This window comes from Streptomyces sp. SP18CS02 (genome assembly GCF_036322365.1).
Taxonomy (GTDB): domain Bacteria; phylum Actinomycetota; class Actinomycetes; order Streptomycetales; family Streptomycetaceae; genus Streptomyces.
Window position 1 is genome coordinate 1 of sequence record NZ_JAQYXC010000177.1, and the last position, 23,260, is coordinate 23,260.

General features: G+C 70.4%; 24 protein-coding genes and 2 pseudogenes. 14 read left to right on the forward strand and 12 right to left on the reverse strand.

Annotation, left to right across the window (positions count from 1 at the left end):
• Positions 1–253: 253 nt before the first annotated feature.
• Both PUR26_RS01805 and PUR26_RS01810 read left to right on the forward strand, forming a co-directional pair.
• Positions 254–601 carry a hypothetical protein gene (locus PUR26_RS01805; protein WP_329868480.1) on the forward strand — a complete coding sequence of 116 codons (348 nt, stop codon included), beginning with the start codon at positions 254–256 and terminating at the stop codon, positions 599–601.
• 919 nt (positions 602–1,520) lie between these two features.
• Positions 1,521–2,051, forward strand: coding sequence for a replication-relaxation family protein (locus PUR26_RS01810; protein ID WP_329868482.1), 531 nt, complete (start codon positions 1,521–1,523; stop codon positions 2,049–2,051).
• A 9-nt stretch (positions 2,052–2,060) separates the two neighbouring features.
• Here PUR26_RS01810 and PUR26_RS01815 read toward each other — a convergent pair.
• Both PUR26_RS01815 and PUR26_RS01820 read right to left on the reverse strand, forming a co-directional pair.
• Positions 2,061–2,868, reverse strand: a pseudogene (locus PUR26_RS01815) (IS5 family transposase).
• Positions 2,869–2,966: 98 nt separating this feature from the next.
• Positions 2,967–4,124, reverse strand: a complete 1,158-nt coding sequence (locus PUR26_RS01820; protein WP_189594494.1) for an FAD-dependent monooxygenase — start codon at positions 4,122–4,124, stop codon at positions 2,967–2,969.
• 73 nt (positions 4,125–4,197) lie between these two features.
• Between PUR26_RS01820 and PUR26_RS01825 the strand changes: the two genes are divergently transcribed.
• The gene (locus PUR26_RS01825; RefSeq protein ID WP_189594495.1) at positions 4,198–4,755 is read left to right on the forward strand and encodes a TetR/AcrR family transcriptional regulator; all 558 of its coding nucleotides are present in this window, start codon (positions 4,198–4,200) and stop codon (positions 4,753–4,755) included.
• Between the two features lie 202 nt (positions 4,756–4,957).
• Here PUR26_RS01825 and PUR26_RS01830 read toward each other — a convergent pair whose 3' ends face one another.
• Together PUR26_RS01830 and PUR26_RS01835 are read right to left on the reverse strand one after the other, a co-directional pair.
• Entirely contained in the window at positions 4,958–5,104 is a 147-nt protein-coding gene (locus tag PUR26_RS01830; protein WP_329868485.1) for a hypothetical protein, read from the reverse strand.
• Positions 5,105–5,298: 194 nt separating this feature from the next.
• Entirely contained in the window at positions 5,299–6,084 is a 786-nt protein-coding gene (locus tag PUR26_RS01835; RefSeq protein WP_329868486.1) for an SDR family oxidoreductase, read from the reverse strand.
• A gap of 97 nt (positions 6,085–6,181) precedes the next feature.
• Here PUR26_RS01835 and PUR26_RS01840 point away from each other — a divergent pair, with 97 nt between their 5' ends.
• Positions 6,182–7,063 carry a sigma-70 family RNA polymerase sigma factor gene (locus tag PUR26_RS01840; RefSeq protein WP_329868487.1) on the forward strand — a complete coding sequence of 294 codons (882 nt, stop codon included), beginning with the start codon at positions 6,182–6,184 and terminating at the stop codon, positions 7,061–7,063.
• Positions 7,064–7,434: 371 nt separating this feature from the next.
• On the opposite strand, the pseudogene PUR26_RS01845 reads toward PUR26_RS01840, so the two are convergent.
• The 4 genes and pseudogenes from PUR26_RS01845 to PUR26_RS01860 form a co-directional block, all read right to left on the reverse strand.
• Positions 7,435–7,643 (reverse strand): annotated as a pseudogene (locus PUR26_RS01845) (IS701 family transposase); the annotation flags it as partial.
• 533 nt (positions 7,644–8,176) lie between these two features.
• Positions 8,177–9,130, reverse strand: a complete 954-nt coding sequence (locus PUR26_RS01850; RefSeq protein WP_329868489.1) for a sigma-70 family RNA polymerase sigma factor — start codon at positions 9,128–9,130, stop codon at positions 8,177–8,179.
• Between the two features lie 10 nt (positions 9,131–9,140).
• Positions 9,141–10,370, reverse strand: a complete 1,230-nt coding sequence (locus PUR26_RS01855; RefSeq protein ID WP_329868490.1) for an NAD(P)/FAD-dependent oxidoreductase — start codon at positions 10,368–10,370, stop codon at positions 9,141–9,143.
• Positions 10,371–10,515: 145 nt separating this feature from the next.
• Positions 10,516–11,787, reverse strand: coding sequence for an APC family permease (locus PUR26_RS01860; RefSeq protein ID WP_329868492.1), 1,272 nt, complete (start codon positions 11,785–11,787; stop codon positions 10,516–10,518).
• A 539-nt stretch (positions 11,788–12,326) separates the two neighbouring features.
• On the opposite strand from PUR26_RS01860, the gene PUR26_RS01865 reads away from it, so the two are divergent.
• The 3 genes from PUR26_RS01865 to PUR26_RS01875 all read left to right on the forward strand — a co-directional run bounded on the left by PUR26_RS01865 (position 12,327) and on the right by PUR26_RS01875 (position 13,767).
• Positions 12,327–12,692 (forward strand): ATP-dependent DNA ligase, encoded by a 366-nt coding sequence (locus PUR26_RS01865; RefSeq protein ID WP_329868493.1) that lies wholly within the window; start codon positions 12,327–12,329, stop codon positions 12,690–12,692.
• Between the two features lie 23 nt (positions 12,693–12,715).
• On the forward strand, positions 12,716–13,165 hold the full coding sequence (locus PUR26_RS01870; protein WP_329868495.1) for a hypothetical protein: 450 nt from the start codon (positions 12,716–12,718) through the stop codon (positions 13,163–13,165).
• A 308-nt stretch (positions 13,166–13,473) separates the two neighbouring features.
• Positions 13,474–13,767: a hypothetical protein gene (locus tag PUR26_RS01875; RefSeq protein ID WP_329868497.1), complete on the forward strand. Its 294-nt coding sequence runs from the start codon at positions 13,474–13,476 to the stop codon at positions 13,765–13,767.
• A gap of 163 nt (positions 13,768–13,930) precedes the next feature.
• On the opposite strand, the gene PUR26_RS01880 is transcribed toward PUR26_RS01875, so the two are convergent.
• From PUR26_RS01880 to PUR26_RS01890, 3 genes are all read right to left on the reverse strand, one after another.
• The gene (locus tag PUR26_RS01880; RefSeq protein WP_329868499.1) at positions 13,931–14,710 is read right to left on the reverse strand and encodes an SDR family NAD(P)-dependent oxidoreductase; all 780 of its coding nucleotides are present in this window, start codon (positions 14,708–14,710) and stop codon (positions 13,931–13,933) included.
• A 533-nt stretch (positions 14,711–15,243) separates the two neighbouring features.
• Complete coding sequence (locus PUR26_RS01885) at positions 15,244–15,573, reverse strand: hypothetical protein (protein WP_329868501.1); 330 nt, start codon at positions 15,571–15,573, stop codon at positions 15,244–15,246.
• A 204-nt stretch (positions 15,574–15,777) separates the two neighbouring features.
• Positions 15,778–16,713 carry a helix-turn-helix domain-containing protein gene (locus PUR26_RS01890; protein WP_329868502.1) on the reverse strand — a complete coding sequence of 312 codons (936 nt, stop codon included), beginning with the start codon at positions 16,711–16,713 and terminating at the stop codon, positions 15,778–15,780.
• Between the two features lie 128 nt (positions 16,714–16,841).
• Here PUR26_RS01890 and PUR26_RS01895 point away from each other — a divergent pair, with 128 nt between their 5' ends.
• From PUR26_RS01895 to PUR26_RS01905, 3 genes are all read left to right on the forward strand, one after another.
• The gene (locus tag PUR26_RS01895) at positions 16,842–17,885 is read left to right on the forward strand and encodes a saccharopine dehydrogenase family protein (RefSeq protein ID WP_329868505.1); all 1,044 of its coding nucleotides are present in this window, start codon (positions 16,842–16,844) and stop codon (positions 17,883–17,885) included.
• A gap of 166 nt (positions 17,886–18,051) precedes the next feature.
• A complete protein-coding gene (locus tag PUR26_RS01900) occupies positions 18,052–18,702 on the forward strand; it encodes a hypothetical protein (protein WP_329868507.1) in 651 nt (216 codons plus the stop codon).
• Between the two features lie 705 nt (positions 18,703–19,407).
• Entirely contained in the window at positions 19,408–19,560 is a 153-nt protein-coding gene (locus tag PUR26_RS01905; RefSeq protein ID WP_329868509.1) for a hypothetical protein, read from the forward strand.
• A gap of 571 nt (positions 19,561–20,131) precedes the next feature.
• Here PUR26_RS01905 and PUR26_RS01910 read toward each other — a convergent pair.
• Positions 20,132–20,359, reverse strand: a complete 228-nt coding sequence (locus PUR26_RS01910; RefSeq protein ID WP_329868511.1) for a hypothetical protein — start codon at positions 20,357–20,359, stop codon at positions 20,132–20,134.
• A gap of 248 nt (positions 20,360–20,607) precedes the next feature.
• Here PUR26_RS01910 and PUR26_RS01915 point away from each other — a divergent pair, with 248 nt between their 5' ends.
• The 4 genes from PUR26_RS01915 (at position 20,608) to PUR26_RS01930 (ending at position 23,253) form a co-directional block, all read left to right on the forward strand.
• Positions 20,608–20,799 (forward strand): hypothetical protein, encoded by a 192-nt coding sequence (locus PUR26_RS01915; protein ID WP_329868512.1) that lies wholly within the window; start codon positions 20,608–20,610, stop codon positions 20,797–20,799.
• A 71-nt stretch (positions 20,800–20,870) separates the two neighbouring features.
• On the forward strand, positions 20,871–21,545 hold the full coding sequence (locus tag PUR26_RS01920; RefSeq protein WP_329868514.1) for a LysE family translocator: 675 nt from the start codon (positions 20,871–20,873) through the stop codon (positions 21,543–21,545).
• Positions 21,546–22,204: 659 nt separating this feature from the next.
• Positions 22,205–22,714 (forward strand): restriction endonuclease, encoded by a 510-nt coding sequence (locus PUR26_RS01925; protein WP_329868516.1) that lies wholly within the window; start codon positions 22,205–22,207, stop codon positions 22,712–22,714.
• A gap of 146 nt (positions 22,715–22,860) precedes the next feature.
• Entirely contained in the window at positions 22,861–23,253 is a 393-nt protein-coding gene (locus tag PUR26_RS01930; RefSeq protein ID WP_329868518.1) for a hypothetical protein, read from the forward strand.
• Positions 23,254–23,260 lie beyond the last annotated feature (7 nt).

Sequence of the window (23,260 nt, forward strand, 5' to 3'; positions counted from 1 at the left end):
GGACGGGTGGACCGGCACGGTCACCGTCCAGGGCAGTTACCGCCTGCCTGAAGCCGGCACACCGGCGACGTCGGCCATCGCACCCCCAGCAGCAACCTCTCGGTGCCAGTGCTGCTGTCGAAACCCGTGAACATTTCGATTGCCCCTCAGGCGGCGGCTGCCTCCCACACCGGTGTACATCCGCTGCCCGTTCTCGCGGACAGAGCCAGCCCGCCGGTTTTCGTGCCTGGGCGTGCCGCTGGGAGACTCGGGGATGAGCACGCAGCGGCTGCCGTTCCCGGTCCCGGACGAACGCGCCCACTACTTCGTCCACAGCTACGCCGACCTGCACGACGTCGTTGAGGTCCGGGTCGTGCCCGTCGGCGTTCCCGAGGCCGCGGCGACGGTCCTGCGTACGGCCCGCGAGCTGCTGCGCCAGTCCTACTACTGCTACGGGTTCTCCAACGTGGCGGTCATGCACTCCTTGATCGCGGTGGAGATCGTGCTGCGCGACCGGATCCCGGACGTGGGCACCAAGCCGTTGCACCAGCTCATCAAGCAGGGCGCCGACGTGGGCATCCTGACGGAACGGCAGGCGGAGTACCTCGACTACGGTCGGTAGATCCGCAACGGCATGGCGCACGGCGAGACCAGGCACGCGGTGATGCCGCCGGCCATGGCGGTGCGGATGGTGACGACGTCGTTCGCGATCGTCTCCGAGCTCTGTGCCGCTGTCCTCTGACATCGCAGTTGGACCGGCTGCCATCGAAGCTGGACGGCCTGAGCCCCGCATTCTATCTCCTGCGCGCCCTGCTCAGCGCAAACGCCACTCCAACGATGACGATCAAACCGATGGCGATGATCCAGAAGGGCGGGGAGCCCTGCCCCGCTCCTTTGGCCAAGTGCTGCATGTACGACATGTCGTTTCCCGTCCCATCCCCGCGGTAACTGACTGCGGCCCGGCATTCAGGTGCCCTGTCAACGCGTACCCCGTGAACCCGTCCAGCTTCGATGGCAGGCGGTCCAAGTTCACTGCCAGAGGACAGCCGCCCCCGCCTGACGATCACAGGTCGGTAACGCGCTCGGGGGAGTGCCACACCGTCGACTTTCGCCAACACCTCTAGCAAGTGACGGGGGGATGCCATCCGGCCCCCCCCGCGCCACCTGCATGAGGAGCTTGATCATGACGTACGCCAGCCGCGCCCGGCAGCCCGACCCGGAGCCGCGTCCCCCCTGGTCAAGGGGTGCTGAACGCCTCCCGGGCGGCCCGGAATCCAGTGCCGTGAACGGTGCCGCGAACAATTCCACGTCGTCCCGATCACCGCAGCTCACATCGCCCGCCAGGGGGTCTCCCGGCACGCTGACAACCTCTCTCCCTTCCTGAGACGTCGGCGAAGGGGAAGAAGTCCACTCCCACGGTCGGGAAGGTGCGGGCCGATGCGCTGCGGATGCCGGGGTGCGTGCGGACAGCCATGGTCCGGCAGATGGCCCAGGTGATCACGGCGGAGGATGCTGACGGCCGGTCGTAGGTGCGCAGGGCGATGAAGAAGCTGGCGGAGCTGGGACTGGCGGAGACGAACGGCAAGGCCGGACGGCACCCGATCTGGAACCTGGCCCCGGCGGGGCAGAAGGCTCTGGCCGACGGCAACGAGCTGCCTCCCCGTCCGAAGGCCGGCACCGGAGCGAAGGCGGCGAAGGCCGGGTTCGGTCCGCACGGCGTCGCGGTGACGGACATGATCCTTGCCTTCAGGGGCCGGGACCATCTGACCGACTGGCAGGTGGAGGTCAAGCACGCCATCAAGGAGACCGGCCTGAGCTTCAACACCGACGCCGTCCTCGCGTGGCCGACCAAGACCAGCGAGGTGCGCCTCTTCGAGCACCGACCGGCTGGGCCGCCTGCTCAGCGTCACCGGGGTGGACACCTTCCTGCCCGCCTACCCCAGCGCCGAGGCCGCGCTCGCCGCACGTCCAGGGAACCGCACCACCGCCTGAGCACCCTTGGCGCGGGAGGCGGTCGCGGGCCTACCTGGCACAGCACAGCCCCACAGCTAGGCGCGCGGAATCATGGCTGACTGATCGTTTCAGAATGAGGCTCGTAGGCGGCGCAGACAGATGAGGCTGCATGCTAGTTCGAGCAGACCCTGGTGAAGATCGGCGCGTCGCTCGTAGCGGATGCGGAGTCGCTGAACTGGTGCAGCCAGGCGAACGCGCGCTCGACCACACAGCGGACCTTGCCCAGTCCAGAGCCGTGGGCGACGCCGCGTCGGGCGATCATGGGTTTGATGCCGCGCTTCCACAACAGGCGGCGGTACTTGTCGAAGTCGTAGCCCCGGTCCGCGTACAGGCGCCGGGGCTTGCGGCGGGGCCGTCCTCGCAGGCCCCGGATCGGTGGGACCGACTCCAGCAGCGGCATGAGCTGGGTGACGTCATGGCGGTTGCCGCCGGTGAGTGTGACGGCGAGTGGGGTCCCGTGGCGGTCGACGATCAGATGGTGCTTGGAGCCGGCACGAGCGCGGTCGACGGGTGATGGGCCGACGTGGTCCCCCCTTTGAGGGCCCGGACGTGCGACCCGTCCACGGCACAGTCGTCCAGGTCCAGCAGGTCGGTGCTCCGCAACTCGGCCAGTAGAGCCGCGTGCAGACGCGGCCAGACGCCGGCCTCGGTCCAGTCCCGCAGTCGGCGCCACGCCGTCACCCCGGAACAGCCCACAGTCTCCATCGGGACATCGCGCCATGCGACACCAGTCCGCAGCACGTACAAGACGCCAGCGAGGGCCACCCGGTCGGGAACACGCAGTCGCCCGGGATAGCGGTAACTGCGCTCGGGAGCACGCGGCAACAGCGGAGCCACGCGCTCCCACAGGTCGTCTGGAACAAGATCAGCACGCACCCGGACACCCTGCCCACCGTGACCGCCAACGGCAAGACCCGCAGCTCGACTTCGTCTCGGGAGGCGTCTGGTGGTGAGTTGGCGGGGTGCGAATCGGATCAGCTCAGTTGTGGTGGGACCCAGGCGTGGTGCCGAAGGATCATGCGCGTTGCGGCGCGCGAGGGTGTCAGCCGCATCGCCGTGTTCCGCAGGGCGACGGCCAGCGGGTGGGAGAGCTGCTGGCCCATCCGCCCGGCCTGCCGGGCGGCCCGCGCGACGGCCTGGCTGCGCGGTCGGCGCTCGGCGTCGTAGCGAGCGAGCGCGGCCTTCACGGTGGCCTCGGTGGCCAGCGCGGCGGCCAGAGTGACCGCGTCCTCCAGCGCCTGGCAGGCACCCTGTCCGAGATTGGGGGTCATCGCGTGTGCCGCGTCGCCGAGCAGCGCGGTCCGACCGACCGTGTAGCAGGGGAGCGGTGTGCGGAGTTCGTTGACGTCGTGGTGCAGCACGGCGGCGGGCCGGGTCGCGTCGAGCAGGGCGGGGATCGGGTCGTGCCAGGTATGGAATCGTCTGCGCAGTTCGTCCAGTGGGTCGGCGAACCGCGTCCCGGCGGGGAGGTTGAGGACGGCGTGCCACTCGGCCCGCCCGTCGTGGAAGGCGATGTGGCCGAACTCGGCGCCGTGCCCCCAGGTCAGCTCGAAGTCGGTGCGCAGTTCGACCGCCTGCTCGGTGATGGCGCGCAGCACCGTCGAGCCGCTATAGACCGGACCGGGGTGGGCTGGGAAGAGATGGCTGCGCACTTTGCTCCAGATGCCGTCGGCCGCCACTACAAGATCGGCGTCCAGGACCGTCTCGCCGCAGCTCACTCGAACCGTCCCGGGGCCGGGCTGCTCGACCGAGTCCGCCTCGGAACCGATCAGCAGCGCCTCGGCGGGCAGACATTCGCGAAGCAGTCGGTGCAAGGTGGATCGGGGGATGCCCATGATCGGTGTGCCCACCGCCTTCTCCAGCGCCGAGCCGTCCATCCGGGCCAGCCAACCGCCCTGCGGTGTGCGAGTGCCGCCGTTGTACTGACCTCGCGAGGCATCCCGTACCGCGTCGCCGACGCCGAGTTCGTCCAGTGCCCGCAGGCCGTTGGCGGCCAGTGAGATGCCCGCCCCCGCGTCCTCGGGCGTGGAGGCGCGCTCGATGACTGTTACTTCCCATCCGATGCGGCGCAGTCCGATCGCGGCGGCCAGCCCGCCGATGCCCCCTCCGACCACCACTGCCGTGTTGCCCATGCCGAAGCCCCCACCCTTCTACAGCTGTAGAAGGGTGACTCTATCTGAGGCTCTACAGGTGTAGAAAGGAGCCATGGTTTCGGATCGGCGCACCCTCCTCGCGGACGCGGCTCTCGACGTACTCGCCGACGAAGGAGTCCGCGGCCTGACTCACCGTGCCGTCGACCGCAAAGCGGCCATGCCGCCCGGCACCACGTCGGCGTACTTCCGCACCCGGGCCGCGCTGCTCACCGGTCTGGTCACACGCCTGGTCCAACTCGACCAGGCAGAACTGCAAACGATGGCCGAAGAACTGCCACCTCTGCGCACCGCCGAGGAACTGGTGGACGGCATGGTGCTGCTCGCCCGACAGCGACTCACCGGCGAGGGCCGCCGCCGCTCGCTGGCTCGCTACGCGTGTGCCGTCGAGAGCGTGCGTGACCGTGAGCTGCGCGAGATCCTCGTACCCCGCGACAACGCCGGCCGTGATGCTGTCCGGCTGTTCCTCGCCGCGCACGGCGTGACGGACGTCGAGAATCGCAGTCACATCCTGCTGACCTGCATCGACGGACTGGTCTTCGACCGGCTGGTGAGCGGCGGCGAAGTACCGCGCGAGGCCCTCGAAGGCCTGGTCGCCGCCGCCCTACGTTAGGACCCGGGCGTCCAGGGCCGCCTCGAACTGGCCTGCAGCCTCATCTGTCTCCGCCACCCACGCGCTCATTCTGAAACGATCAGTAAGCGCGCGGCACGACCGATGTATTGGTCGCGACGCGCGCTCATCCGCTCCGCCCTGGTGCTACACACCGGCGCGGCGGGTGCAGCGCACCGGATGCTGCCGGCGCCCGTGATGCGGGTCAGTGGGACTCGTCGTAGGGGTCCCGGCTGCCGGACTTGGCCAGCCCACGGCTGATCATGGAGCCGACGGCCAGGATCACGATGTACCACCACGCCTGGTCGGCGCGGAAGTATGCGCGGTGACCCTCTTCGGTGCCCACGACCATGGAAGCGATCAGTACCCGGGTTTCGGCAGCACGCCGTACTGCGGGAGGGTCCGGCGCCGGGATGGTGCGTTGTTGAAGGTGCAGCAGTACTCGAAGGCAGGGCCCGGAAGGCCTCGTAGACGAGTCGGCGACGGCTGTGACGAGCAGATCTCGTCCGCGATCCCGCTGTACCGCTGTTGCCGTTGGATGACCGGTCACGAGGCGAGGAACGCTTCCCAGTCGCGGCCGACGATCCGGGCGTCGTCGCTAGTGAGGTTGGCGCCCGCCCGATAGGCGCGGCCCACCTTGCCGGGGAGGCGGACCGGCAGGGTGCGGCGCGGTTTGGCGCCGGCGGCGACACGCTGCGCGGCGGCCAGTTCGGGCAGTGTGTACACTCCCGGCCCGGCCAGGTCGGGCACCCGTCCGGCTGGAGTCCCGAGGGTCAACCCGGCCAGCTGGGCAGCGACTTCGGCGGCGTCCACGGGCTGGAAGCGCAGTCCGCCCGGCGCCGGCACCAGTGGCATCCGGCCCATCGCTCCGACCATCTTCAGCAGCAGCTCGTTGACCTGCGCTGCCCGCAGCACAGTCCAGCCGATCCCCGACTCCATGACGGCTCGCTCGGCGCCCGCCTTCGCCCGGAAGTACCCGAGCGGCATCGCGTCCGCGCCGACCACTGACACCAGGACCAGGTGCTTCACCGTCCCAGCGGCCCGTGCGGCCCGCACCAGTCGCGCAGTCGCCGCATCGTCGCCCTTCGGGCCACCGGCCAGGTGCAGTACGGTTTCGGCGCCGCCGATCAGCGCCGGGTCCAGTTCGCCCTCGGCCAGCAGGTCGGCCTGTACGTATTCGACGCGCGGATCCGGTGCGATGTTCGAGGGGCGGCCGCCACGGGACAGAACGCGGACGGTGCGACCGGCCGCGACCAGGAGCGGGACGGTGAGGCGGCCGATGGTGCCGGTGCCGCCGGTGACCAGGATGGGGGTGTTGATCTTGTGGGTCATGATGGTGTCTCCTCGGTCTTGGCACCGTGGGGATCGGTGCGGGGTCTGCCGTGGTCGTTCTGCTTCACTGACACGGCTGCGCGAGGGGATGTGACAGATGGCGGAAGAATGTCTTCAGGCCGAGCGGTACGAGATGGAACGCCCCCATTTGCGGGCGGTGGCCTACCGCATGCTGGGCTCGCTCACCGAGGCCGACGACGCACTCCAGGAAGCCTGGCTGCGGGCGAGCACCACCGACATCGCCGATGTCCGCAACATCGGCGGCTGGCTGACCACGATCGTCTCCCGGGTCTGCCTGAACCTTCTCCGCGCCCGGCAGGCTCGACGCGAGGAGAGCGTCGACGGGGCACCCGTGGCACAGGCCGGGCCGGAGGCCATCGATCCGGCGGCCGAGGCCGAGATGGCGGACGAGGTCGGTGTGGCGCTCCTCGTGGTCATGGAGGCACTGGGACCGGCGGAGCGGCTCGCGTTCGTGCTGCACGATCTGTTCGCGGTGTCGTTCGACGACATCGCCGTGATGCTGGAGAAGACGCCGGCCGCCGCACGCCAGCTGGCCAGCCGCGCCCGACGGCGCGTCCGCGGCGCCCAGCCCCCCGCCGGACCGAAACCCCAGGGCCGAAAGCGACAAGCCGTCGACGCCTTCCTCGCCGCGACCCGAGCCGGGGACTTCGAGGCACTGGTGGGTCTGCTGCACCCGGACGTGGTGCTGACCGCGGACCCGGCCGTGATCCCGACACCCGAACCGGTCGTGGTGCTGGGAGCGCACACCGTTGCCAAGGGAGCGATGGCGGCGATCGGGCGGGCCGCGACGACCGGGGTGGCGCTCCTGGACGGAGAGTTCGGGCTGGTCATGGCCGATGGGCGCGGGCTACGCCTGGTGCTGCGGTTCACGGTGAAGGGGGAGAGTGGCCTGATCACCGAGGTGGAGGTGATCGCCGATCGAGATGCGCTGGCGGGCATTGATGTGACCGCGCCCTGAGCAGCCCGAGCGGGAGGACACCTGCCATGGTGTCGCGTTGAGGCGGCTGGACGCCGAGTCGGCCGTGGTCGCCTTCGCCGTTGTGAGTGGGTGGTGGGGTGGCAGTGGGTGGGCGTCAGCGGAATCGTTATGCGGATGTCCTGGTAGAAGGTGCGGGGCGGGGTTGTGGTCGCTGTCATGAGGTGACCAAGCGGCTGTTGTGGGGCGGTTAGCAGGTCTGGTTGCTGGCTGTCATGGGATTCGCTGTTCCTGTGTGAGGGGCAGGCGGGGTCGGTTGGGCTGGGCTGTATGACGGCTCACGGGGCGGCGGGTGTGGCCGAGGACGGGGCGGGATCGGCCGACGACTCCACCGGCAGGCCCTGGGCACGCCGCTGCATGCCGTCCGGGGTTCTGTCCCCGGCCCACTCGGCTCGGCGATGGTCCAGCGGTTCTTGCGCGGCAGGTCCGACAGCAGGCCGAGTACCGACTTCCGGGCCCGGCACCGGGATTCGACCCGCGTGAACCGTCCCGCTATCCCGCTCATCAGGCCCTCGAACGCCTCCTGCCACTGGGCAGGGTCTACGCTGTGACCTGCCGCCACCGCGTGATCTTCGGTCTTCACACACCGATGTCCACCGGGCGTCATCTCGTGCAGCGCTGGACCGGCTGTAGGCCGCACCTGGCTCAGGAAGGGGTTGCACCGGAAGGGGGCTGCAGAGGTGTCTGGAAGGGTGCACGAGGCGGGGGACCGCAGGTGTGACCGGAGGTGGGACCCCCCGAAGCTGGTGATCTTCCATTCGTGCAGGTCAGGGGCCCTGGGCAAGCCCCCTTCGGAGAACGACACCTCTTACCTCGCGATAGCCGAGGGCAGAGGTCTGTCCGTCTCTAGAGGACTGGCGGCCGTGGAGGCGTACATGTACCGGTATGGCTCGTGAACGGATCCGGTGGCCCTTCGTCGTGGAACGGGCCCGGCAGGTCGTGGACGGGTACGCCACTCAAGGTGACCTTGAGGCAGGTCATGTACCGACTCGCAGCTGAGGGCGTGCTGCCGCACACGCCGCCGATGTACCGTCGGCTGTCCGCGCAGCCGGCCCAGGCCCGGCGGGAGACCGGAGACCTGGTCGGCCGATCCGATCACCATGCGGCAATGACCGGAGCGTCGGGTTCGTGCTGCCGCCAAGCCTCGTTGAGGCGCGCGAGCCTGCCCGCTGCGGCGATGCCGCGCAGGGACGCGACCTTCCCGTCACGGACCTCGAACGCCACGGCGCCCACGACCCGGTGGTCGATCACGGCGAGGACGGCCGGGGAGCCGTTGACCAGCGCGAAATGGAACGTGGGGGAGCCGCCTGCCAGCCGCCGCTTCGCCGGCGTCGGCTTGAAGCCGGCCCGCACGTGGGAGGCAACCTGTTCGGGCGTCGTGTACCGCAACAGCCGTTTGGCCAGCCCGTTGCCGTCCGAGAGTGCCATCACATCGTCGGTGAGCAGCGCCACCAGCCGTTCGGTGCGCCCCGACGCGGCCGCGACAAGGAACTCCTCGACGACCCGGCGCGCGGACGCAGGGTCGACCTCGCCGCCTCGGCGGCGTTCGGCGGCAATCCGGGTCCGTGCTCGGTGGACATGCTGTTGGCTCGCGGACTCGGTGATGTCGAGGATCTGGGCCATCTCGGCGTGGCTGTACGAGAATGCCTCGCGCAGGATGTAGACGGCTCGCTCGACCGGCGAGAGGCGTTCCATCAGGGTCAGTACGGCCAGGGAAACCGATTCCCGCTGCTCAATGGTGTCGGCCGGGCCGAGCATCGGGTCGCCCTCCAGGAGCGGTTCGGGCAGCCAAACGCCGGCCGCTCGCTCGTGGCGCACCCGTGCCGAGCGGAGCCGGTCGAGGCACAGGTTGGTGACGACCTTGGTCAGCCACGCTTCCGGGGCCTCGATCTGCTGCCGATCGGCGGCTTGCCAGCGCAGGAACGCGTCCTGAACGGCGTCCTCGGCGTCGGAGGCAGAGCCGAGCAGACGGTACGCGAGCGAGGCCAGCCTGTATCGGCTGGCCTCGAACCGACTGGTGTCGAAGCGATCACTGACGGTGCTGCCCATGTGGATCACCCTATGCGGCTACGCGAGCCTTGTCGGCGGGGGCGTCCTGCGCGTACGGGAGCGCCTCCGCGACGGACGCGTCCGGCGCGGCGGCCAGATGGCGCTTGCGCTTGGGCATGCAGAAGGTCGGGTGCAAGATGGTCCACAGCGACATCTTGAGGATGCCCGCCTTGATCCGTGCGGCCTTCCGGCCGCCCATGTACTTCGGCTTTGCGTGCGCTTCGTGGTCGACCATCTGCAGGATCCCGTCCTGCCGTCCGAGGCTGATGTGGTTGCCCGGGTGGTCCAGCTTGACGTATCCGATCTTGCTGCCGGTCAGGCGCCCCACGATGGCTTTCATGGCCTGCATGCCGGTGTAGCCGGCCGTGGCGCAGGACATCGGCAGCGGCCTGCCGTTGTCGCCGATGGCGTAGACGCTGTCGCCGGCGGCGTAGACGTTCGGGTGCGACAGCGAGCGCATGGTGCGGTCGACGACGATCCGGCCGTTCTCGGTGACCTCCAAGCCGGCAGCGGCGGCAATCGGGTTGACCGTGAACCCGGCCGTCCACACGGTGGCGTCGGAAGCCACGGCGGTGCCGTCGGGGCACAGGACTCGTGTCGCTTCGACGGCTTCGACGCTGGTGTGTTCCATGACGGTGATGCCCAGCCTGTCGCAGGCCCGGCGCAGGTGGCCGCGGGCTGCGGCGGAGAGCTGGGCGCCGAGCTCGTCGCGGGCGACCAGCGCCACCGACAGGCCGGGCCGGGATTCGGCGATCTCGGTGGCGGTCTCGATGCCGGTCAGCCCGTCGCCGACGACCAGCACGTTCCCGCCTTCCCGCAGGCTGTCCAGGCGCTCGCGCAGGCGCAGCGCCGAGGGCCGGGCGGCGATGTCGAAGGCGTGCTCAGCCGCACCTGGGACGCTCCGGTCGCCGTGGCTGCCGAGCGCGTAGAGAAGCGTGTCGTAGCCGAGTTCGTCACCGCCGTTGGCGCCAGTCACAACGACGACCTGGCGCTCGGGGTCGACGGCGGTGACGCGGGCCAGGTGCAGCCGTATCCCCGTGTCCGCGAAAATGTCGGCGAGCGTCTGGGTTTCGATCTCCTGGCCGGCGGCGACCTGGTGGAGCCGCAGCCGCTCGACAAAGTCCGGCACGGCGTTGACCACGGTGATCTCGGTGTCCGCCGGGGACAGCCGGCGGGCCAGGTTCCCGGCCACGTAGGTCCCGGCATAGCCGGCGCCGAGGACGACGATGCGGTGCTTCATGTGATGCTCCTGTCGGTTCGCTCCGCTGGGCTCTCGATGACTTGAGCGGGACAGCGCCCCGATCCCTGACAGGAAGCGCGTGTGATGTGGGTCACAGGCCGGTAACGGTGTCGGTGCCGCCCTGTGATGGCGGCCGGTGCGCTGGTCAGGCCCTACGTGCGGTCACCGCGCGACGCACCGCGTAGGCAGCGGCGCCGGCCGACAGAACCGCCGCGCCTGCGATCACTGAAGAGACCGGTAGGGCGAAGGCGAGGACGAGGCAACCGGCCAGCCCGACGACCGGGATGATCCGCACCGGTCGGCCCTCGTCCGGGGCGAGCGTCCAGGCGGAGGCATTGGCGATGGCGTAGTAGGCGAGCACCCCGAAGGAGGAGAAGCCGATCGCCCCGCGCATGTCGGTGGTCGCCGCGAGCACGGCCACGACAGCGCCGACCACGAGTTCGGCCCGGTGTGGCACCTGGAATTTCGGATGGACGGAGGCCAGGGCATGCGGGAGGTTGTGGTCGCGGGCCATCGCCAGGGTCGTGCGCGAGACCCCGAGGATCAGGGCGAGCAGCGAGCCGAGCGCGGCCACCGCGGCACCGACTCGTACGGCCGGCGCCAGCCAGTCCGTGCCTGCGGCGCGCGCGGCATCCGACAACGGAGCCGTGGCGTCGGCGAGTCCCTGCGGGCCGAGCACGAGCAGGACGGCGACGGCGACTGCCGCGTAGACGACCAGTGCGATGCCGAGAGCGATCGGGATGGCCCGCGGGATGGTGTGGGCCGGGTCGCGGACTTCCTCTCCGAGCGTGGCGATGCGGGCGTAGCCGGCGAAGGCGAAGAACAGCAGACCCGCCGCTTGGAGCACCCCTCCGAAGGTCACGTCGTCACCGACGCCGAGCCGGGCCGCGTCCGCGTCGCCGGAGGTGGCCGCGGCGACCACCACTGCGGCCAGCACGGCCAGGACCACGGCGACGATGACGCGGGTCAGCCAGGCGGACTTCTGCACCCCGGCGTAGTTGACGGCGGTCAACGCCACCACGGCCGCCACCGCGACGGCGTGCGCCTGGCCCGGCCATACGTAGGAGCCGACGGTCAGAGCCATGGCCGCGCAGGAGGCGGTCTTGCCGACCACGAACGCCCATCCGGCGAGGTAGCCCCAGAACTCTCCCAGCCGCTCCCGCCCGTAGACGTACGCACCTCCGGAGGCCGGGTAGCGGGCGGCCAGGCGTGCTGAGGACGTCGCGTTGCAGTACGCCACCACCGCTGCCAGCGCCAGGCCGAGCAGCAGCCCTGACCGGGCCGCACCGGCCGCCGGAGCCAGGGCCGCGAAGATTCCCGCCCCGATCATCGACCCCAGGCCGATCACCACGGCGTCAGACACACTCAGGTGCCGCTTCAACTCGCCCGTCCCCGCAGGCCCCGATACCGCACCCATCACGCGCTCCCCAACCACAATCCGGCAGATGTACCGGCGCACCGTATAGGAACAAGGTGTCGAGACGGGGTCGGCGCAGAGGTAGGCGAGCAGTCATCCGAGGGAGATCATCCTGGGTGCTGTGCTGGTGCCGCCGCGGAGACCGCGTTCACTCAGACCGGCGATGGCGCCACACCTGCTGCACTCGTTACGGTGGGTCACACCGATGCTGAGCTGCACTGAGCCGATCGCTCGCACCTCATGCCACAAGTCGAGCCCCAGAGAATCCGCTCTGCCAGGAGTGCCGCGCCCGGCTCCTTGGAGCCACAGCAGAAGCCGGCCCACCCCGCAGCCCGACGTAGCGGGGTCTTCTGGCCGCATCCGGCGCGCCGGACCGCGCCCGGCCGGTGACGCTGGGGGACCAGGCCCGGAACGGCGGTGAAGGAGGCCAACCCCGAGTGGTCCTGACCCCTCCCTTCGAGCCGATGCTCGCCCAGGCCGCCGAGTCCGTTCCCGGACCCGGTGACGCTGGCGGGCGGCCTGGCCCTGGAGCAGAGGTTATGGACACCGCGCGATCTTCTTCACCCCCACCGGCCCTGCCGGGCCGCCTGCTCCTGCAGACCCGGCGAGTCTCCCTCGTCCAGGACCGGTTCCCCGACTTGATCGCGGCCGCCGAGCAGCTACCGGACGGCCTGGTCCTCGACGGCGAGCTCGTCGCCTGGGACACCGCAGCTGGCCGGCTGTCCTTCGAAGCGCTCCAGCGCCGGGCCGCCGCCCGCGGCCGCACCGCTACCGCGCTCGCCGCGAAGACCCCAGCGTTCTTCATCGCCTTCGACGCCCTGCAGATCGACGGCATCGAGCTGCTGACCCTGCCCTACGCCGAGCGCCGCCGACGCCTGGAGGTCCTCTTCGCGGCCACGCACTGACCGCCCCGTGGACCCTGTGCCCGATGACCACCGCCCCGGGCAAGGCCGGGGAGTGGCTGGAGGACTGTCCGCGCCGGGACACCACCAAAGCGATCGTCGACGCCATCACCGGCTCCCTCACGCGCCCCCAGCTCCTCATCCTCGGCCGCCACGACCCGACCGGACGCCTCCGCCCCATCGGCCGCACGGTCCTGCTGCGCCCTGACGCGGCCCGCACGCTTGCCGGGCACCTCACCCCGGCCGGCTCCGGCCATCCATGGACCGCTGCGAAATTTTCCTCGGCCTGGGGCACGCGGGACGTCCTCGACATCACCCTGGTCCGGCCCGACCTCGTTGGGGAGATCAGCGCCGACACCTCCGTCGACCACGGCGGCGTCTACCGGCACCCGATCCGGTACGTGCGCCTGCGCCCGGACGCAACCGTCGATGACGTGCCCCGGTTCGGCGGGGGCCCGGCTGCAGCTGCGGGGTGACCACGAGGGCGCTCGGATGGTGAGGCTGCCGGAGGCGGGGACGACCCTGCCTCCGAGCGCGTTGAGCAGGACCGTCTCGCGCGGGCCGCCCCGGAAGATGGGGCAGGGGTCCACGCCGTACCGCTCAACGCCTGCCGGGTCGGGTGGATATGTCACCGGAAAACGAGAGCGGTTGTAGGGCAGTGGCGAGAGCACCCGCTGCCGCGGGAAGTCGGTATCGGTGAGTTCCGAAAGCGCTCAGCTGTTCGCTTTCCTGATGGGATCGTGCCGCTCCCTGGTACGGCCCGGCTGAGTGCTTGGTGCCTGGCTTGGTGTCCCCCAGCCAGGAGCAGTCCAAGCAGTGCCCGATGGGGCGCTCCGGGCAGGTGCGGCACTCGAAGACGTATACACCGCCGGCGTCGCCGAGGCAGAGGCCGACAGCGTGGCGGGCGTCCCTGTCCCTGCCCCTGCCCCTGCCCCTGCCCCTGCCCCTGCCCCTGCCCCTGCCCCTGCCCCTGCCCCTGCCCCTGCCCCTGCCCGCGACATCGTCGGTGTGGCACACAGACAGCCAGGTCCGCAAGGACTGTCCGTCGAATTCCCGGTTCGCCACGGTCAGCAAGTGATTTATTCGGCTACCGCAGGTATCGCGATCGGGCCCGCAGGGTTCCTAGGTCCGGCCCGGGTACCTCAGCTTTGTTCAGGGAGCCTCGGCCAGGAGGCGTGAGTAGCTCAGCCCAGTCTTGGCAAGCAGTTCCTCGAAACGATCCCTGAGGGTACCCCGGGTGATCACCCGGCCGCGATCGGTCCGAGGTAGGTACCGCCGGAGACATCGATGGTCTGGCCGGTGACCCAGCGCCCCTGCGGGCCCGCCAGGAAGCCCACCACGTCGGCGACGTCCTCCGGCTCGCCGATCCGCCCGAGCGCGGTGATCGACTCAAGCGCGGCCACCGCCTCGGGAACCGCAGCGTAGGGCGTGATCATGTCGGTCAGCACCACCCCGGGTTCGACCGTGTTCACGGTGATCCCACGCCGGCCCAGCTCGTTGGCGAGCGACGGGCCGAGAGCCGCCAGCGCCGCCTTGGTGACGGTGTAACCGATCTGGCCGGGTTCCGCGATCCGGGTGGCCGCCGAGCCCATGTTGACGATCCGTCCGCCGTCCCGCAGCAGCGGCAGCGCCCGCTGAACCACGAAGACCGGCGTGCTCACGTTGACCGCCAGCAGCCGCTCGAACTCCTCCTCGGTGAGCTGCCCGATCGAACTGACCGAGTGGATGCCCGCGTTGTTGACCAGGATGTCCAGGCCCTCCTCGCCGTGGTCCGCCAACCCGGCGATGAGCTCCTTGAACAGCCGGTCCACCGCACCGCTCTCGCCGAACCGGGCCCGCACCGCGAACGCCCGGCCACCGAATTCGGCGATCCGCGCCACGGTCTCCGCGGCGGCCGCATCGTTGCCGCCGTAGTGGACCGCGACGAGCGCTCCCTCGGCGGCGAGCCGCAGGGCGACCGCGCGCCCGATCCCGCGCGAGCCGCCCGTCACCAGTGCGGTCCTGCCGTCCAGGTCCCCCATGATCGCCTCTTCCCTCGTGATGCCCCGGTCGATCCGGGAACGATTCAGCCTGAACGGTCTCAGTGAAGTGCGGTGCTGATCCTCCCGCGCCCACCCATGTCGGTGCCGTGCCGGCCCAAGGATGCAGCACTCGCCTTCGACCGAACCGCTCAGAGAAAAACGGAATGCCGTGGCACGTACGTCATGCCGTGCCCCCTCCCGTTGACCACTCCGCCGACGCTCCCACCCTGCCGGAGCCGGGCCCTGACCGACAGGGCACGCTCAGTCAGCCCTGTGGCGGGAAGACATGCTGGACGCCGTGATCAAGCTCAGCACCAACGGCTGTTCGGTGATCCCCAAGGCCGTACCGGGCGGGCGGAGGTGCGACGGGTCCATACGCCGGACTCCAGGATCGGGGTACGACAGACAGCCCACCGGGCCGCCGCCCCACTCATTCCAGATCCCCGGGCTCGACACTCCGCGTGGGTGGTTTCGGAACCCGCTGATATGTCGAAGCCACCGAGCCGCCGGCTGCTCTCCGCAGCCGCCCAGCGTCAGTGGGACCTCCTTGAGGAAGCCACGCAGACCATGTGCGTCTGGGATGGCGCCCAGGACCAGTGGAACGCCCAGGAGCAGATCAGCGCCTGGCTTGTCACCCTGCGGGGCGACGCCGCGGCCGCTGTCGCCGGCACCTGCTCGGCGAACGCGCGGGCTTGGAACAGCGCGAGGTGCCGGCCACGCAGCGCGTCCTCCGACAGCCCCAGGACCGGGTCCGGGTCGTGGATCTCCAGCACGTCGGTCCCGAACAGGGCGGCCCCCTCCTTGCTGCTCGAAGGTACCGCGCGGTGGCCGTGCGGCTGTTCGACGCGAGGATGATCAACCACTCCGAAGCTGCCCCCTCTGACCTGCGATTTCACTCAACTCTGCTTCACTCCGACAATGTTTGAGACTCAGGCTGACCTGCGGAGGAAGTGAACTTTGTCCCCGATCCCGGTAGTTGAGAATGGCTGAAACGTTCTGCGGAGAACTCCGATGATGGTGCATATCGGACCTTGGTGGGTGGCCGTCGGAGCCTTGAAGCTGCCTATTCAGGGACGGAAGGTGCGGCGGTAGGTGTCGGGCGGGACGCCGACGCTGCGGTGGAAGTGGCGGCGCAGGGTGGTGGCTGTGCCCATGCCGGTGGCCGCGGCGATGCTGTCCACGGTGGCGTCGGTGGTCTCCAGCAGTTCCTGGGCGTGGCGAATGCGCTGGGTATGGAGCCATTGCAGTGGCGTGGTGCCGGTGATGTGCTTGAAGTGGCGGCCGAGGTGGCGTGAGCTCATGCGGGCCTGTCGGGCCAGATCCTCCACGGACAGCGGCTGGTCCAGCCGCTCCAGCGCCCAGGGAAAGAGCTCACCCAGGGGGTGGTTGCCCGGGGAGGGGAGGGGCGTGGCGATGAACTGGGCCTGGCCGCCGTCCCGGTGGGGTGGGATGACCAGGCGTCGGGCGATCTTGTTGGCGTTGGCCGAGCCGTGGTCGAGGCGCACCAGGTGCAGGCACAGGTCCATGGCGGCAGCCTTGCCCGCGGAGGTGAGGACGTCTCCGTTGTCGACGTAGAGGACGTCCGGATCGACGGCGGCTGACGGATGGCGCCGGGCCAGTTCCCGCGTGTGGGCCCAGTGCGTGGTGGCACGCCTGCCGTCCAGCAGCCCTGCCGCGCCCAGGACAAAGGCCCCCGTGCACAGTGAGGCCACGCGGGCACCGGCCGCGTGGGCCGCACGCACCGCCTCGACCAGCTCGGCGGGCGGGTCGAGGTCGGTGTCGGCCCAGCCGGGGACGACCACGGTGTCCGCCTGGGCGAGGTGGTCGAGTCCGTGGTCGGGTTCCAGGCGGAAGCGGCCGACGTGCACCGGACCGCTCCCGCAGAGGGAGAAGTCGTACCAGGGGTCCACGATATGGGTCAGGTCGGATCCGAAGACCTCAACAGCCACGGACAGTTCGTAGTGGAGCATGCCGTCGGTGACGGCCAGCGCAACAGCGGGCATGTCCGAAACTGTACGTGACATGTCGTTTCCGACGCTCGCGTGGGGCGTTGGCCGAGGAACAGGATGGGGATGTCAGGCCGCGGCGGATGGATCTCGCAGCGGGCGTTCAAATACACGGGAGCGGTCTCATGGGGTCAGGTCAGCTGGTTACGGTGTTCGGTGCCTACGGTCACACCGGGCGGTTCGTGGTCGCGGAGCTGGCCGCGCGTGGGTTCGTCCCGGTGCTGTCCGGGCGCAACGCGCGCACCTTGCAAGAGCTGGCCCATGAGCACGGGCTGGAGTCCCGGGTGGCGTCGGTCGACGATTCGGCTTCGCTGGACCGGGCCCTGGCGGGAACGGCGGCGGTCATCAACTGCGCCGGCCCCTTCGCCTCGACCACCGGCCCGGTGATCGAGGCCGCGCTCCGCGCGAAGATCCCCTACCTGGACGTGGCCGCCGAGCTCGAGGCCAACCTCGACACCTTCGCCCACTACCGCGAGCGGGCCCGGGACGCGGAAGCGGTGATCGTTCCGGCCATGGCCTTCTTCGGCGGCCTCGGCGACCTGCTGGCCACCGCGGCGATGGGCGACTGGACCGAAGCCGACGAGGCACACATCGCCTACGCGCTCAGCAACTGGCACCCCACCGCCGGTACCCGGCTCTCGGGCGCGGTCTCCCGCGAGCGACGCGGCGACCACCGCCTGCGCTACAGCGGTGGACAGTGGGAGCACCGCACCGACGCCGCGCCCACCCTGGAGTGGACCTTCCCGGAACCGATGGGCTCCCGGCCGGTGATCGGGGAGTTCACGATGGCGGACGTCGTCACCGTCCCCCAGCACCTCTCCATCCCCGAGGTGACCACCTACATGACAGTCGAGGCCGCCCGAGACGTCGCCGCCCCCCACACGCCGGCTCCGACCGCCGCCGACGAGCGCGGGCGCTCGAACCAGACCTTCCTCGTCGACGTCGTCGTCCGCTCCGGCGGAGCCGAACGCCGGGCCACGGCCAGCGGCCAGGACATCTACGCCGTCACCGCGCCCCTCGTCACCGAGGCCCTCGAGCGCGTTCTGACCGGCCGCACCAAGACCGTCGGCGTCGTCTCCGCCGGCGAGATCTTCGACGCCCCCGACTTCCTGCACGCGCTCGACCCGCACATCACGCTCGACCTGCACCCACAGAAGCAGAACGCCTGAACCGAGCCATCCGTCAGTCGGGTGTGAGCGGGTGGCGAAGAGGACCGTGGTGGGAGGACTGGACGGACGTCTCCGGCTTCGAGGCCCTGGGCATGAAGAACATGGACCAGCGCTACTAGGCTGTGCGCCGGTCGGCCCCAGGCGCGGGGTCCCAGGGGGGAACAGGATGTCCGTAGAACGCCACATCGCGGGGATGCTCCAACAGATCGCCCGTCAGCAGGACATTGTCGAGATCGCCCCCCAGGGCTCCACGCCGAAGGCGGCCGCCCTGGCGTACGTGGCGGAGCAGTACGGCTACACGTACGGCATGGCGTACAGGACCGGATTCAAGAACTCGCTCGTCCAGGTCCGTATGTACCGGGACCCGCAGCCCGACGCGCGCGTCCGCGAGGCGGCCACCATCACCGCCCATCCGCGGGCGGGCAACCGCGGGACGGTGCCGGGGCTGGAGCAAGGCTCGCTGAAGCCGCTCCCCGAAGCGGTCGCTGCCGTCGCCGTCCTCAAGGATCTCATCACCTTCGACGTCATGGCCCAGTACGTAGTCGACCGGAGCCAGAAGGTGATGGGCTACCTTGCCTGCGCGGTCCTGACCGCCCTCCTGCTCATCGACACGTCGCCGTTCGAAGCAGTCGCCTCCGGCGGGGCGGTGGCGCTGCTCTTCACCGTGGCGTTCAAGGTGGGCGCGATCCGCCGCAGGAAGATCGCACAGCGGCTGACGGACGCCGGGTACCTCGCGGTGCGCGACGAACAGGGCGCCCAGCGGTTCCTGCGCCCGGGGCGGCAGTTCCCCGGCCACACCGACTCGTTCGCCGCCTGAGGCCCTGGGCTGCGGTGCAGGCAGGACTGGAACGCCGCGCTGCGGCTTGTTCAGGCCCTTCTTCGTGCGGCCGACCGGAACTTCAAGCGGCCCACCGCAGGGTTCGACACCTTCGACCTGGCCGCCGGCCCCGACAGGCCCTACGCCTTCTACCTGCGCCCCAGCGACCAGGCGGCGATGTGGACCAGCCTGAACACCACCGGGCAATGGTCCGAACCCGTTCGGTTCGGCCGTGACGCGAGCTGGTACGCCCCCGCCGTGACCTGGACCCACGACAAGCTGTACTACGCCGTCACCGGCAGGCAAGGACAACAAGGTGTACGCCCGGACGTACACGCCCTCCGGCGGATGGAGCGGATACCAGATGCTGCCGGGATCCTGGCGGTACAGCCCCACCCTGCCCTCCCTCGGCGGCGCGGCGTGGCTGGTCGCCTACGGCATCGACAACACCCTGTACCACGCCAAAACCAACGGCGCCCCGTGGGCCACCTGGCAGAGAGGACGACCTCGACTGGAAGCTGAACAACCACGTCGCCCTGGCCCCGCGCGGCGACCGCCTGGGGAGGGTCGCCACCGGCATGGACCGGCAGCTCTACACCAGCGTCAACGGGGGCGGCACCTGGCAAAGCACGCATCGTCCACCCCAACTGGCGCGCCTCCCACGCTCTCGCCCTCGCCAGCAACGCCGGCACCGTGACCCTCCTGATGCGCGCTCCCGACGGCGCCCTATGGACAGCCGACCACAACGGCTCCTGGTCAGGCGCCCAGAAGATCCCCGGAGCCACCCCGCAGGAAGCAGCCGCCGCAACAGCCTGGAACAACAAGATCTATGTGATGTACCGCCGGCCCGTCTCCTGACACCCGCCACCGCTGCGCGGCAGCATGACTTTGCTTCGTTCCCGATGCCCTGCCGCCAGGCCCAGTGGCAGGGCATGGCGGCATCGCAGCCTGCCCGCGGCTACTGTTCAGGGTCCTGCTGGTGCCGCAGTGCCTATCGCAGGGTGGGGCCCGCGGAGCGGTGGCGCCAAGGCTCTGCTCGCGCCACTGCCGCACCTGGGGGTGGGGCAGCGGGAGGATCTCCAGCTTGCCCTCGCACGCCTCGCTGACCGCTTCGACATCGTCGTGCACTTACCGCACGAAGCGTCGAAGGCCAGTACCCAGCGCGCCGTCTGACCGTTCCTCATGAACCCTCCTCATGACCCACCTTCGAACGCGAAGGGTCATGAATAAGGGACGGAACGTAGCCGGGGTGGGTGGGAAAGCGGGAAAGGGGGTGACGAGCGATCCCTGGAACGCGTGGGCCCAGGGTGCCGCTGCACCCACGTCGCCGGTCACCGCCCCGGTCGGCAGCATCCCGTTCCACCCGACCGGCCTGACCGTGGGCGGAGGCGGCATCCTCCGCTCCACGGTCAAGTTGCGTGCTGCAGGGTCAGAGGGCGGGGTCGTAGGTGATGCGGGCGTCCTGGCAGGACGCCGCGTACTGCAGGAAGGCTTGCCGCTCGGTCTGGTCGATGGCGAAACCCGAGCGGTGCTTGGTGCCGACCCACTCTCCGAGGTAGCGGCAGTGGACCTGGGCCATGGGCATCCAGGCGTTGACAGCGACGTTGACGATGACGCTGTACAGGTCGCCGCCGCACTCCTCCAGGGCATCGGACACACCCCCGAGAACGAGCGCCAGCTCCGGGTTGTCGGCCGGAGGTATCGGCGCGCGCCCCACCTGTCCGGGCGCGCTGCTGCTCTCGGCCTTGTGCCGCTGCTCGGCGATGCTGGCCGCGAGGCCGGCCGGGTCGGAGTACCGCCAGGTGGAGCGCTCCTGAATCCCGAGCCGCTCGGCGCCTCACCAAAACCGCACAGCGCCACGGGCTGAGCGCTCCGCGCGGGCGGGGCCTGGCCTGGGGCCTTCCAATGGGCCGCCCGGGCGCCGCCCGCGACGTGTGCGGCGCCGCCTTGAGGGCGGGACTGCTGCTGGAGACCGCCGGCCGGCAGGACGAGGTGGTCAAGCTGCTGCCCCCACTTTCCGTGGCGGAAGGACAGTTGGAGCGGGGCCTGGAGATACTCGACGAGGCCGTCGCCGGCGACCGCGCCCTGGTGGCCTGACCCGGCCCCCCGGCCCGACCAGAAGCAGGAGCTCCGAGCAGCCAAGCACGGGGCGGACGAACGGAGTACGGATGTCGGTCGACCTCATCGGCTTCCTCGGCGTGGTGCTGGTGGCCTACGTCGTCCCGGGGCCGGACTTCCTGGTGGTGGTCCGCTCGGCGGCCGAACACCCGTCGAAGGGGCGGGCGGCGGCACTGGGCGCCCAGGGCGGACTGTGCGTGCACATGCTCGCTGCCGCCATTGGCCTTTCGGTCGTCGCCGCCCGCTCGCCTCTCGTCTACGACGCCATCAAGCTCCTGGGCGCCGCGTACCTCGTCTACCTCGGCGTACGCGCGGTGCTCGCCGCCCGGCGGGCCGCCCGGGAGCGCGCCGCAGGGCGGACACGCCAGGGCGAGGAGCCGTACGCGGCCGAACAGGCACCTGCGGGAGAGGCGCAGTCGGGCGGCGCGCGATGGCGCTCCGGTTTCGTCCAGGGGTTCTTCACCAACGTGCTCAACCCCAAGGCGGCCCTGTTCTTCCTCAGCATCCTGCCGCAGTTTGTCAGCGACGGCGGCTCGACGACCCGGCAGATCTTCTTCCTCGGCATCCTGGACGTCCTGGTCGGAGTCGCCTTCTGGTTCGTCCTGGTAGCCCTCGCAGCCCAGCTGCGCGCCCTGCTGGCCCGTCCGAAGATCCGCCACCGCTGGGATCTGACGACGGGCTGGCTGTTCATCGCCATTGGCATCGGCGTCGCCGCGGTCGCCTGACCCGACGCTTCCGAAGCCTGTCCGAGACGCCCCGGTCGCCCGCGCCGGCCAAGTCGCCGCTCTGGGCTTGGAGGCGACGTGAGGCAGTGGCGAGCGGACACCGCGGTGGTGAACGCAACGGCAACTGCTCCTCGGGCGGCACGACCTTCTTCCAGCCCGTGACCGAGGCGCTGAGGGCCTACCGGGCGACGATCGGCTGATCCGGCCTCCCGACCGGTCCCTCTCTCTCCGCGGCAGGACAGTAGATGCCCAAATCGGCGCCTGTCCGGACAACCGGGATCGGTCATCAGGGCGAGGCGCGTCTCGCACGGCCGACCCCGAGGCGATGCGCGGGCAGCTGCGCCACCTCCTGGCCGTGATGTTGAGAGCGCGGACCACGGGTGCGTAGCGTCGACGGCACCGACGGACCACCAGCCGAAAGAGGCGGGGCCCCCTTGCGCACACACCGACTCCACCGCCCCGGCCCGGGAGGGCCGCGGCCTCCAGCCGCCCGCCTACGGCGTCCTCTCACCGGCCCTGCTGGCCCGCGCGGACCGCGGCTTCGCCCGGTTCCCCGCCCAGCGGGCCGAGGACCAGGACGACGGAGCCGACGGCGGCGAGGACACCCGGCGGTGACCGCCGGCCACCCGCACACGACGCTCCCGGCAGCGAGGCCCGCCATGCACACCAGCACCCCCACGGTCCTGTACGACCCCGACGGTCCGATCGAGGCGGAGCTCCCGCTCGACCGCGAACCGTACCGAAGCCTCGGCAGGGCCGTCCTCGCCTGGACCGGCGAGGACAGGCCCGCGACCCGCGACCCGCGACCCGCGACCCGCGACTACGAGCGGATCGCCCTCCAGCTGACCGGCCGCGCCCGCGCGCTCGCCGCCGACGTACGGCGCCGCGCCGACCAGCTGCCGAAGAGCAGCGGCCCCTGGGTGCTCGCCGACGTCGTCCTGCGCGGGGCGGAAGGCCGGCTGTCCGCGACGCTGGAGGGCACCGTGCGCTGCGTCCAGAACCGCGCCCGCCTCGTTCGCGCTCTCCACGAACGGCTGGTCCGCCCGGAGGCCGCGCTCGCCCCGGAGAGGCTCGGACCGAGTGGGGCTGAACCGTGGGCTGGACGGTTGCTTCCAGCTACTTCGTCAGCGTGTCGAGTGCCTTCCTCGCCCCCCCCGACAAGTCGCTGACCTGGCGCAGGGCATCTTCCTGGGCGTCGGCGGGCTTGCTGACCGTTCCGGCGCAGAAGGCGTGGCCCGGCTCCCGCCTCGGATACCGTGTTGCTCTACGGGGCGCCATAACGGATGTGACGCCCCCCACTGGAGGTAGTCAGCGTATGAGTTCAAAGCGCAGCAAGAATCCAGCCCTGCCCGTACTTGACGACGCATTCCGACTCGCGTCGGTCAAGGACGCCGAAGAGTCCACCCGTGACTTGGCCGCGCGGCTGGCCACCACCGAGCTGCGCCGCGTTTCCCACCCGGGCCGGGTCACCTGGGAGCCTATCGATCAGGCCGAGCCCGTACCGGTCCCGCCGACTGTGGTCGACGGTGACGGGGACCTGTGGCTGCGGGACCGGGGCACTGGCACCTGGACCATGCCCGAGTTCAACCCGAAGGAGTTCCCGGCCCGCTGTGGCGAGGTTCTGACGTGGAGCCAGCTTGCCAGCGAGTTCGGCCCGCTTACCGCACTGGCCGACGACCGCCGCGTCGGCGGCGGCCGGCGTCGCTGACCGCGCA

What these genes read in the sequence shown, in the direction of transcription:
- PUR26_RS01865 (WP_329868493.1), top strand. Translation starts at nt 12,327, where the DNA reads ATGGACACCGCGCGATCTTCTTCACCCCCACCGGCCCTGCCGGGCCGC.
- PUR26_RS01850 (WP_329868489.1), bottom strand. Translation starts at nt 9,130, where the DNA reads ATGGGCAGCACCGTCAGTGATCGCTTCGACACCAGTCGGTTCGAGGCC.
- PUR26_RS01915 (WP_329868512.1), top strand. Translation starts at nt 20,608, where the DNA reads ATGGGCCGCCCGGGCGCCGCCCGCGACGTGTGCGGCGCCGCCTTGAGG.
- PUR26_RS01895 (WP_329868505.1), top strand. Translation starts at nt 16,842, where the DNA reads ATGGGGTCAGGTCAGCTGGTTACGGTGTTCGGTGCCTACGGTCACACC.
- PUR26_RS01880 (WP_329868499.1), bottom strand. Translation starts at nt 14,710, where the DNA reads ATGGGGGACCTGGACGGCAGGACCGCACTGGTGACGGGCGGCTCGCGC.
- PUR26_RS01870 (WP_329868495.1), top strand. Translation starts at nt 12,716, where the DNA reads ATGACCACCGCCCCGGGCAAGGCCGGGGAGTGGCTGGAGGACTGTCCG.
- PUR26_RS01805 (WP_329868480.1), top strand. Translation starts at nt 254, where the DNA reads ATGAGCACGCAGCGGCTGCCGTTCCCGGTCCCGGACGAACGCGCCCAC.
- PUR26_RS01900 (WP_329868507.1), top strand. Translation starts at nt 18,052, where the DNA reads ATGTCCGTAGAACGCCACATCGCGGGGATGCTCCAACAGATCGCCCGT.
- PUR26_RS01860 (WP_329868492.1), bottom strand. Translation starts at nt 11,787, where the DNA reads ATGGGTGCGGTATCGGGGCCTGCGGGGACGGGCGAGTTGAAGCGGCAC.
- PUR26_RS01820 (WP_189594494.1), bottom strand. Translation starts at nt 4,124, where the DNA reads ATGGGCAACACGGCAGTGGTGGTCGGAGGGGGCATCGGCGGGCTGGCC.
- PUR26_RS01830 (WP_329868485.1), bottom strand. Translation starts at nt 5,104, where the DNA reads ATGGTCGTGGGCACCGAAGAGGGTCACCGCGCATACTTCCGCGCCGAC.
- PUR26_RS01920 (WP_329868514.1), top strand. Translation starts at nt 20,871, where the DNA reads ATGTCGGTCGACCTCATCGGCTTCCTCGGCGTGGTGCTGGTGGCCTAC.
- PUR26_RS01855 (WP_329868490.1), bottom strand. Translation starts at nt 10,370, where the DNA reads ATGAAGCACCGCATCGTCGTCCTCGGCGCCGGCTATGCCGGGACCTAC.
- PUR26_RS01890 (WP_329868502.1), bottom strand. Translation starts at nt 16,713, where the DNA reads ATGCCCGCTGTTGCGCTGGCCGTCACCGACGGCATGCTCCACTACGAA.
- PUR26_RS01840 (WP_329868487.1), top strand. Translation starts at nt 6,182, where the DNA reads ATGGCGGAAGAATGTCTTCAGGCCGAGCGGTACGAGATGGAACGCCCC.
- PUR26_RS01905 (WP_329868509.1), top strand. Translation starts at nt 19,408, where the DNA reads ATGCGCGCTCCCGACGGCGCCCTATGGACAGCCGACCACAACGGCTCC.
- PUR26_RS01835 (WP_329868486.1), bottom strand. Translation starts at nt 6,084, where the DNA reads ATGACCCACAAGATCAACACCCCCATCCTGGTCACCGGCGGCACCGGC.
- PUR26_RS01930 (WP_329868518.1), top strand. Translation starts at nt 22,861, where the DNA reads ATGAGTTCAAAGCGCAGCAAGAATCCAGCCCTGCCCGTACTTGACGAC.
- PUR26_RS01810 (WP_329868482.1), top strand. Translation starts at nt 1,521, where the DNA reads ATGAAGAAGCTGGCGGAGCTGGGACTGGCGGAGACGAACGGCAAGGCC.
- PUR26_RS01925 (WP_329868516.1), top strand. Translation starts at nt 22,205, where the DNA reads ATGCACACCAGCACCCCCACGGTCCTGTACGACCCCGACGGTCCGATC.
- PUR26_RS01825 (WP_189594495.1), top strand. Translation starts at nt 4,198, where the DNA reads ATGGTTTCGGATCGGCGCACCCTCCTCGCGGACGCGGCTCTCGACGTA.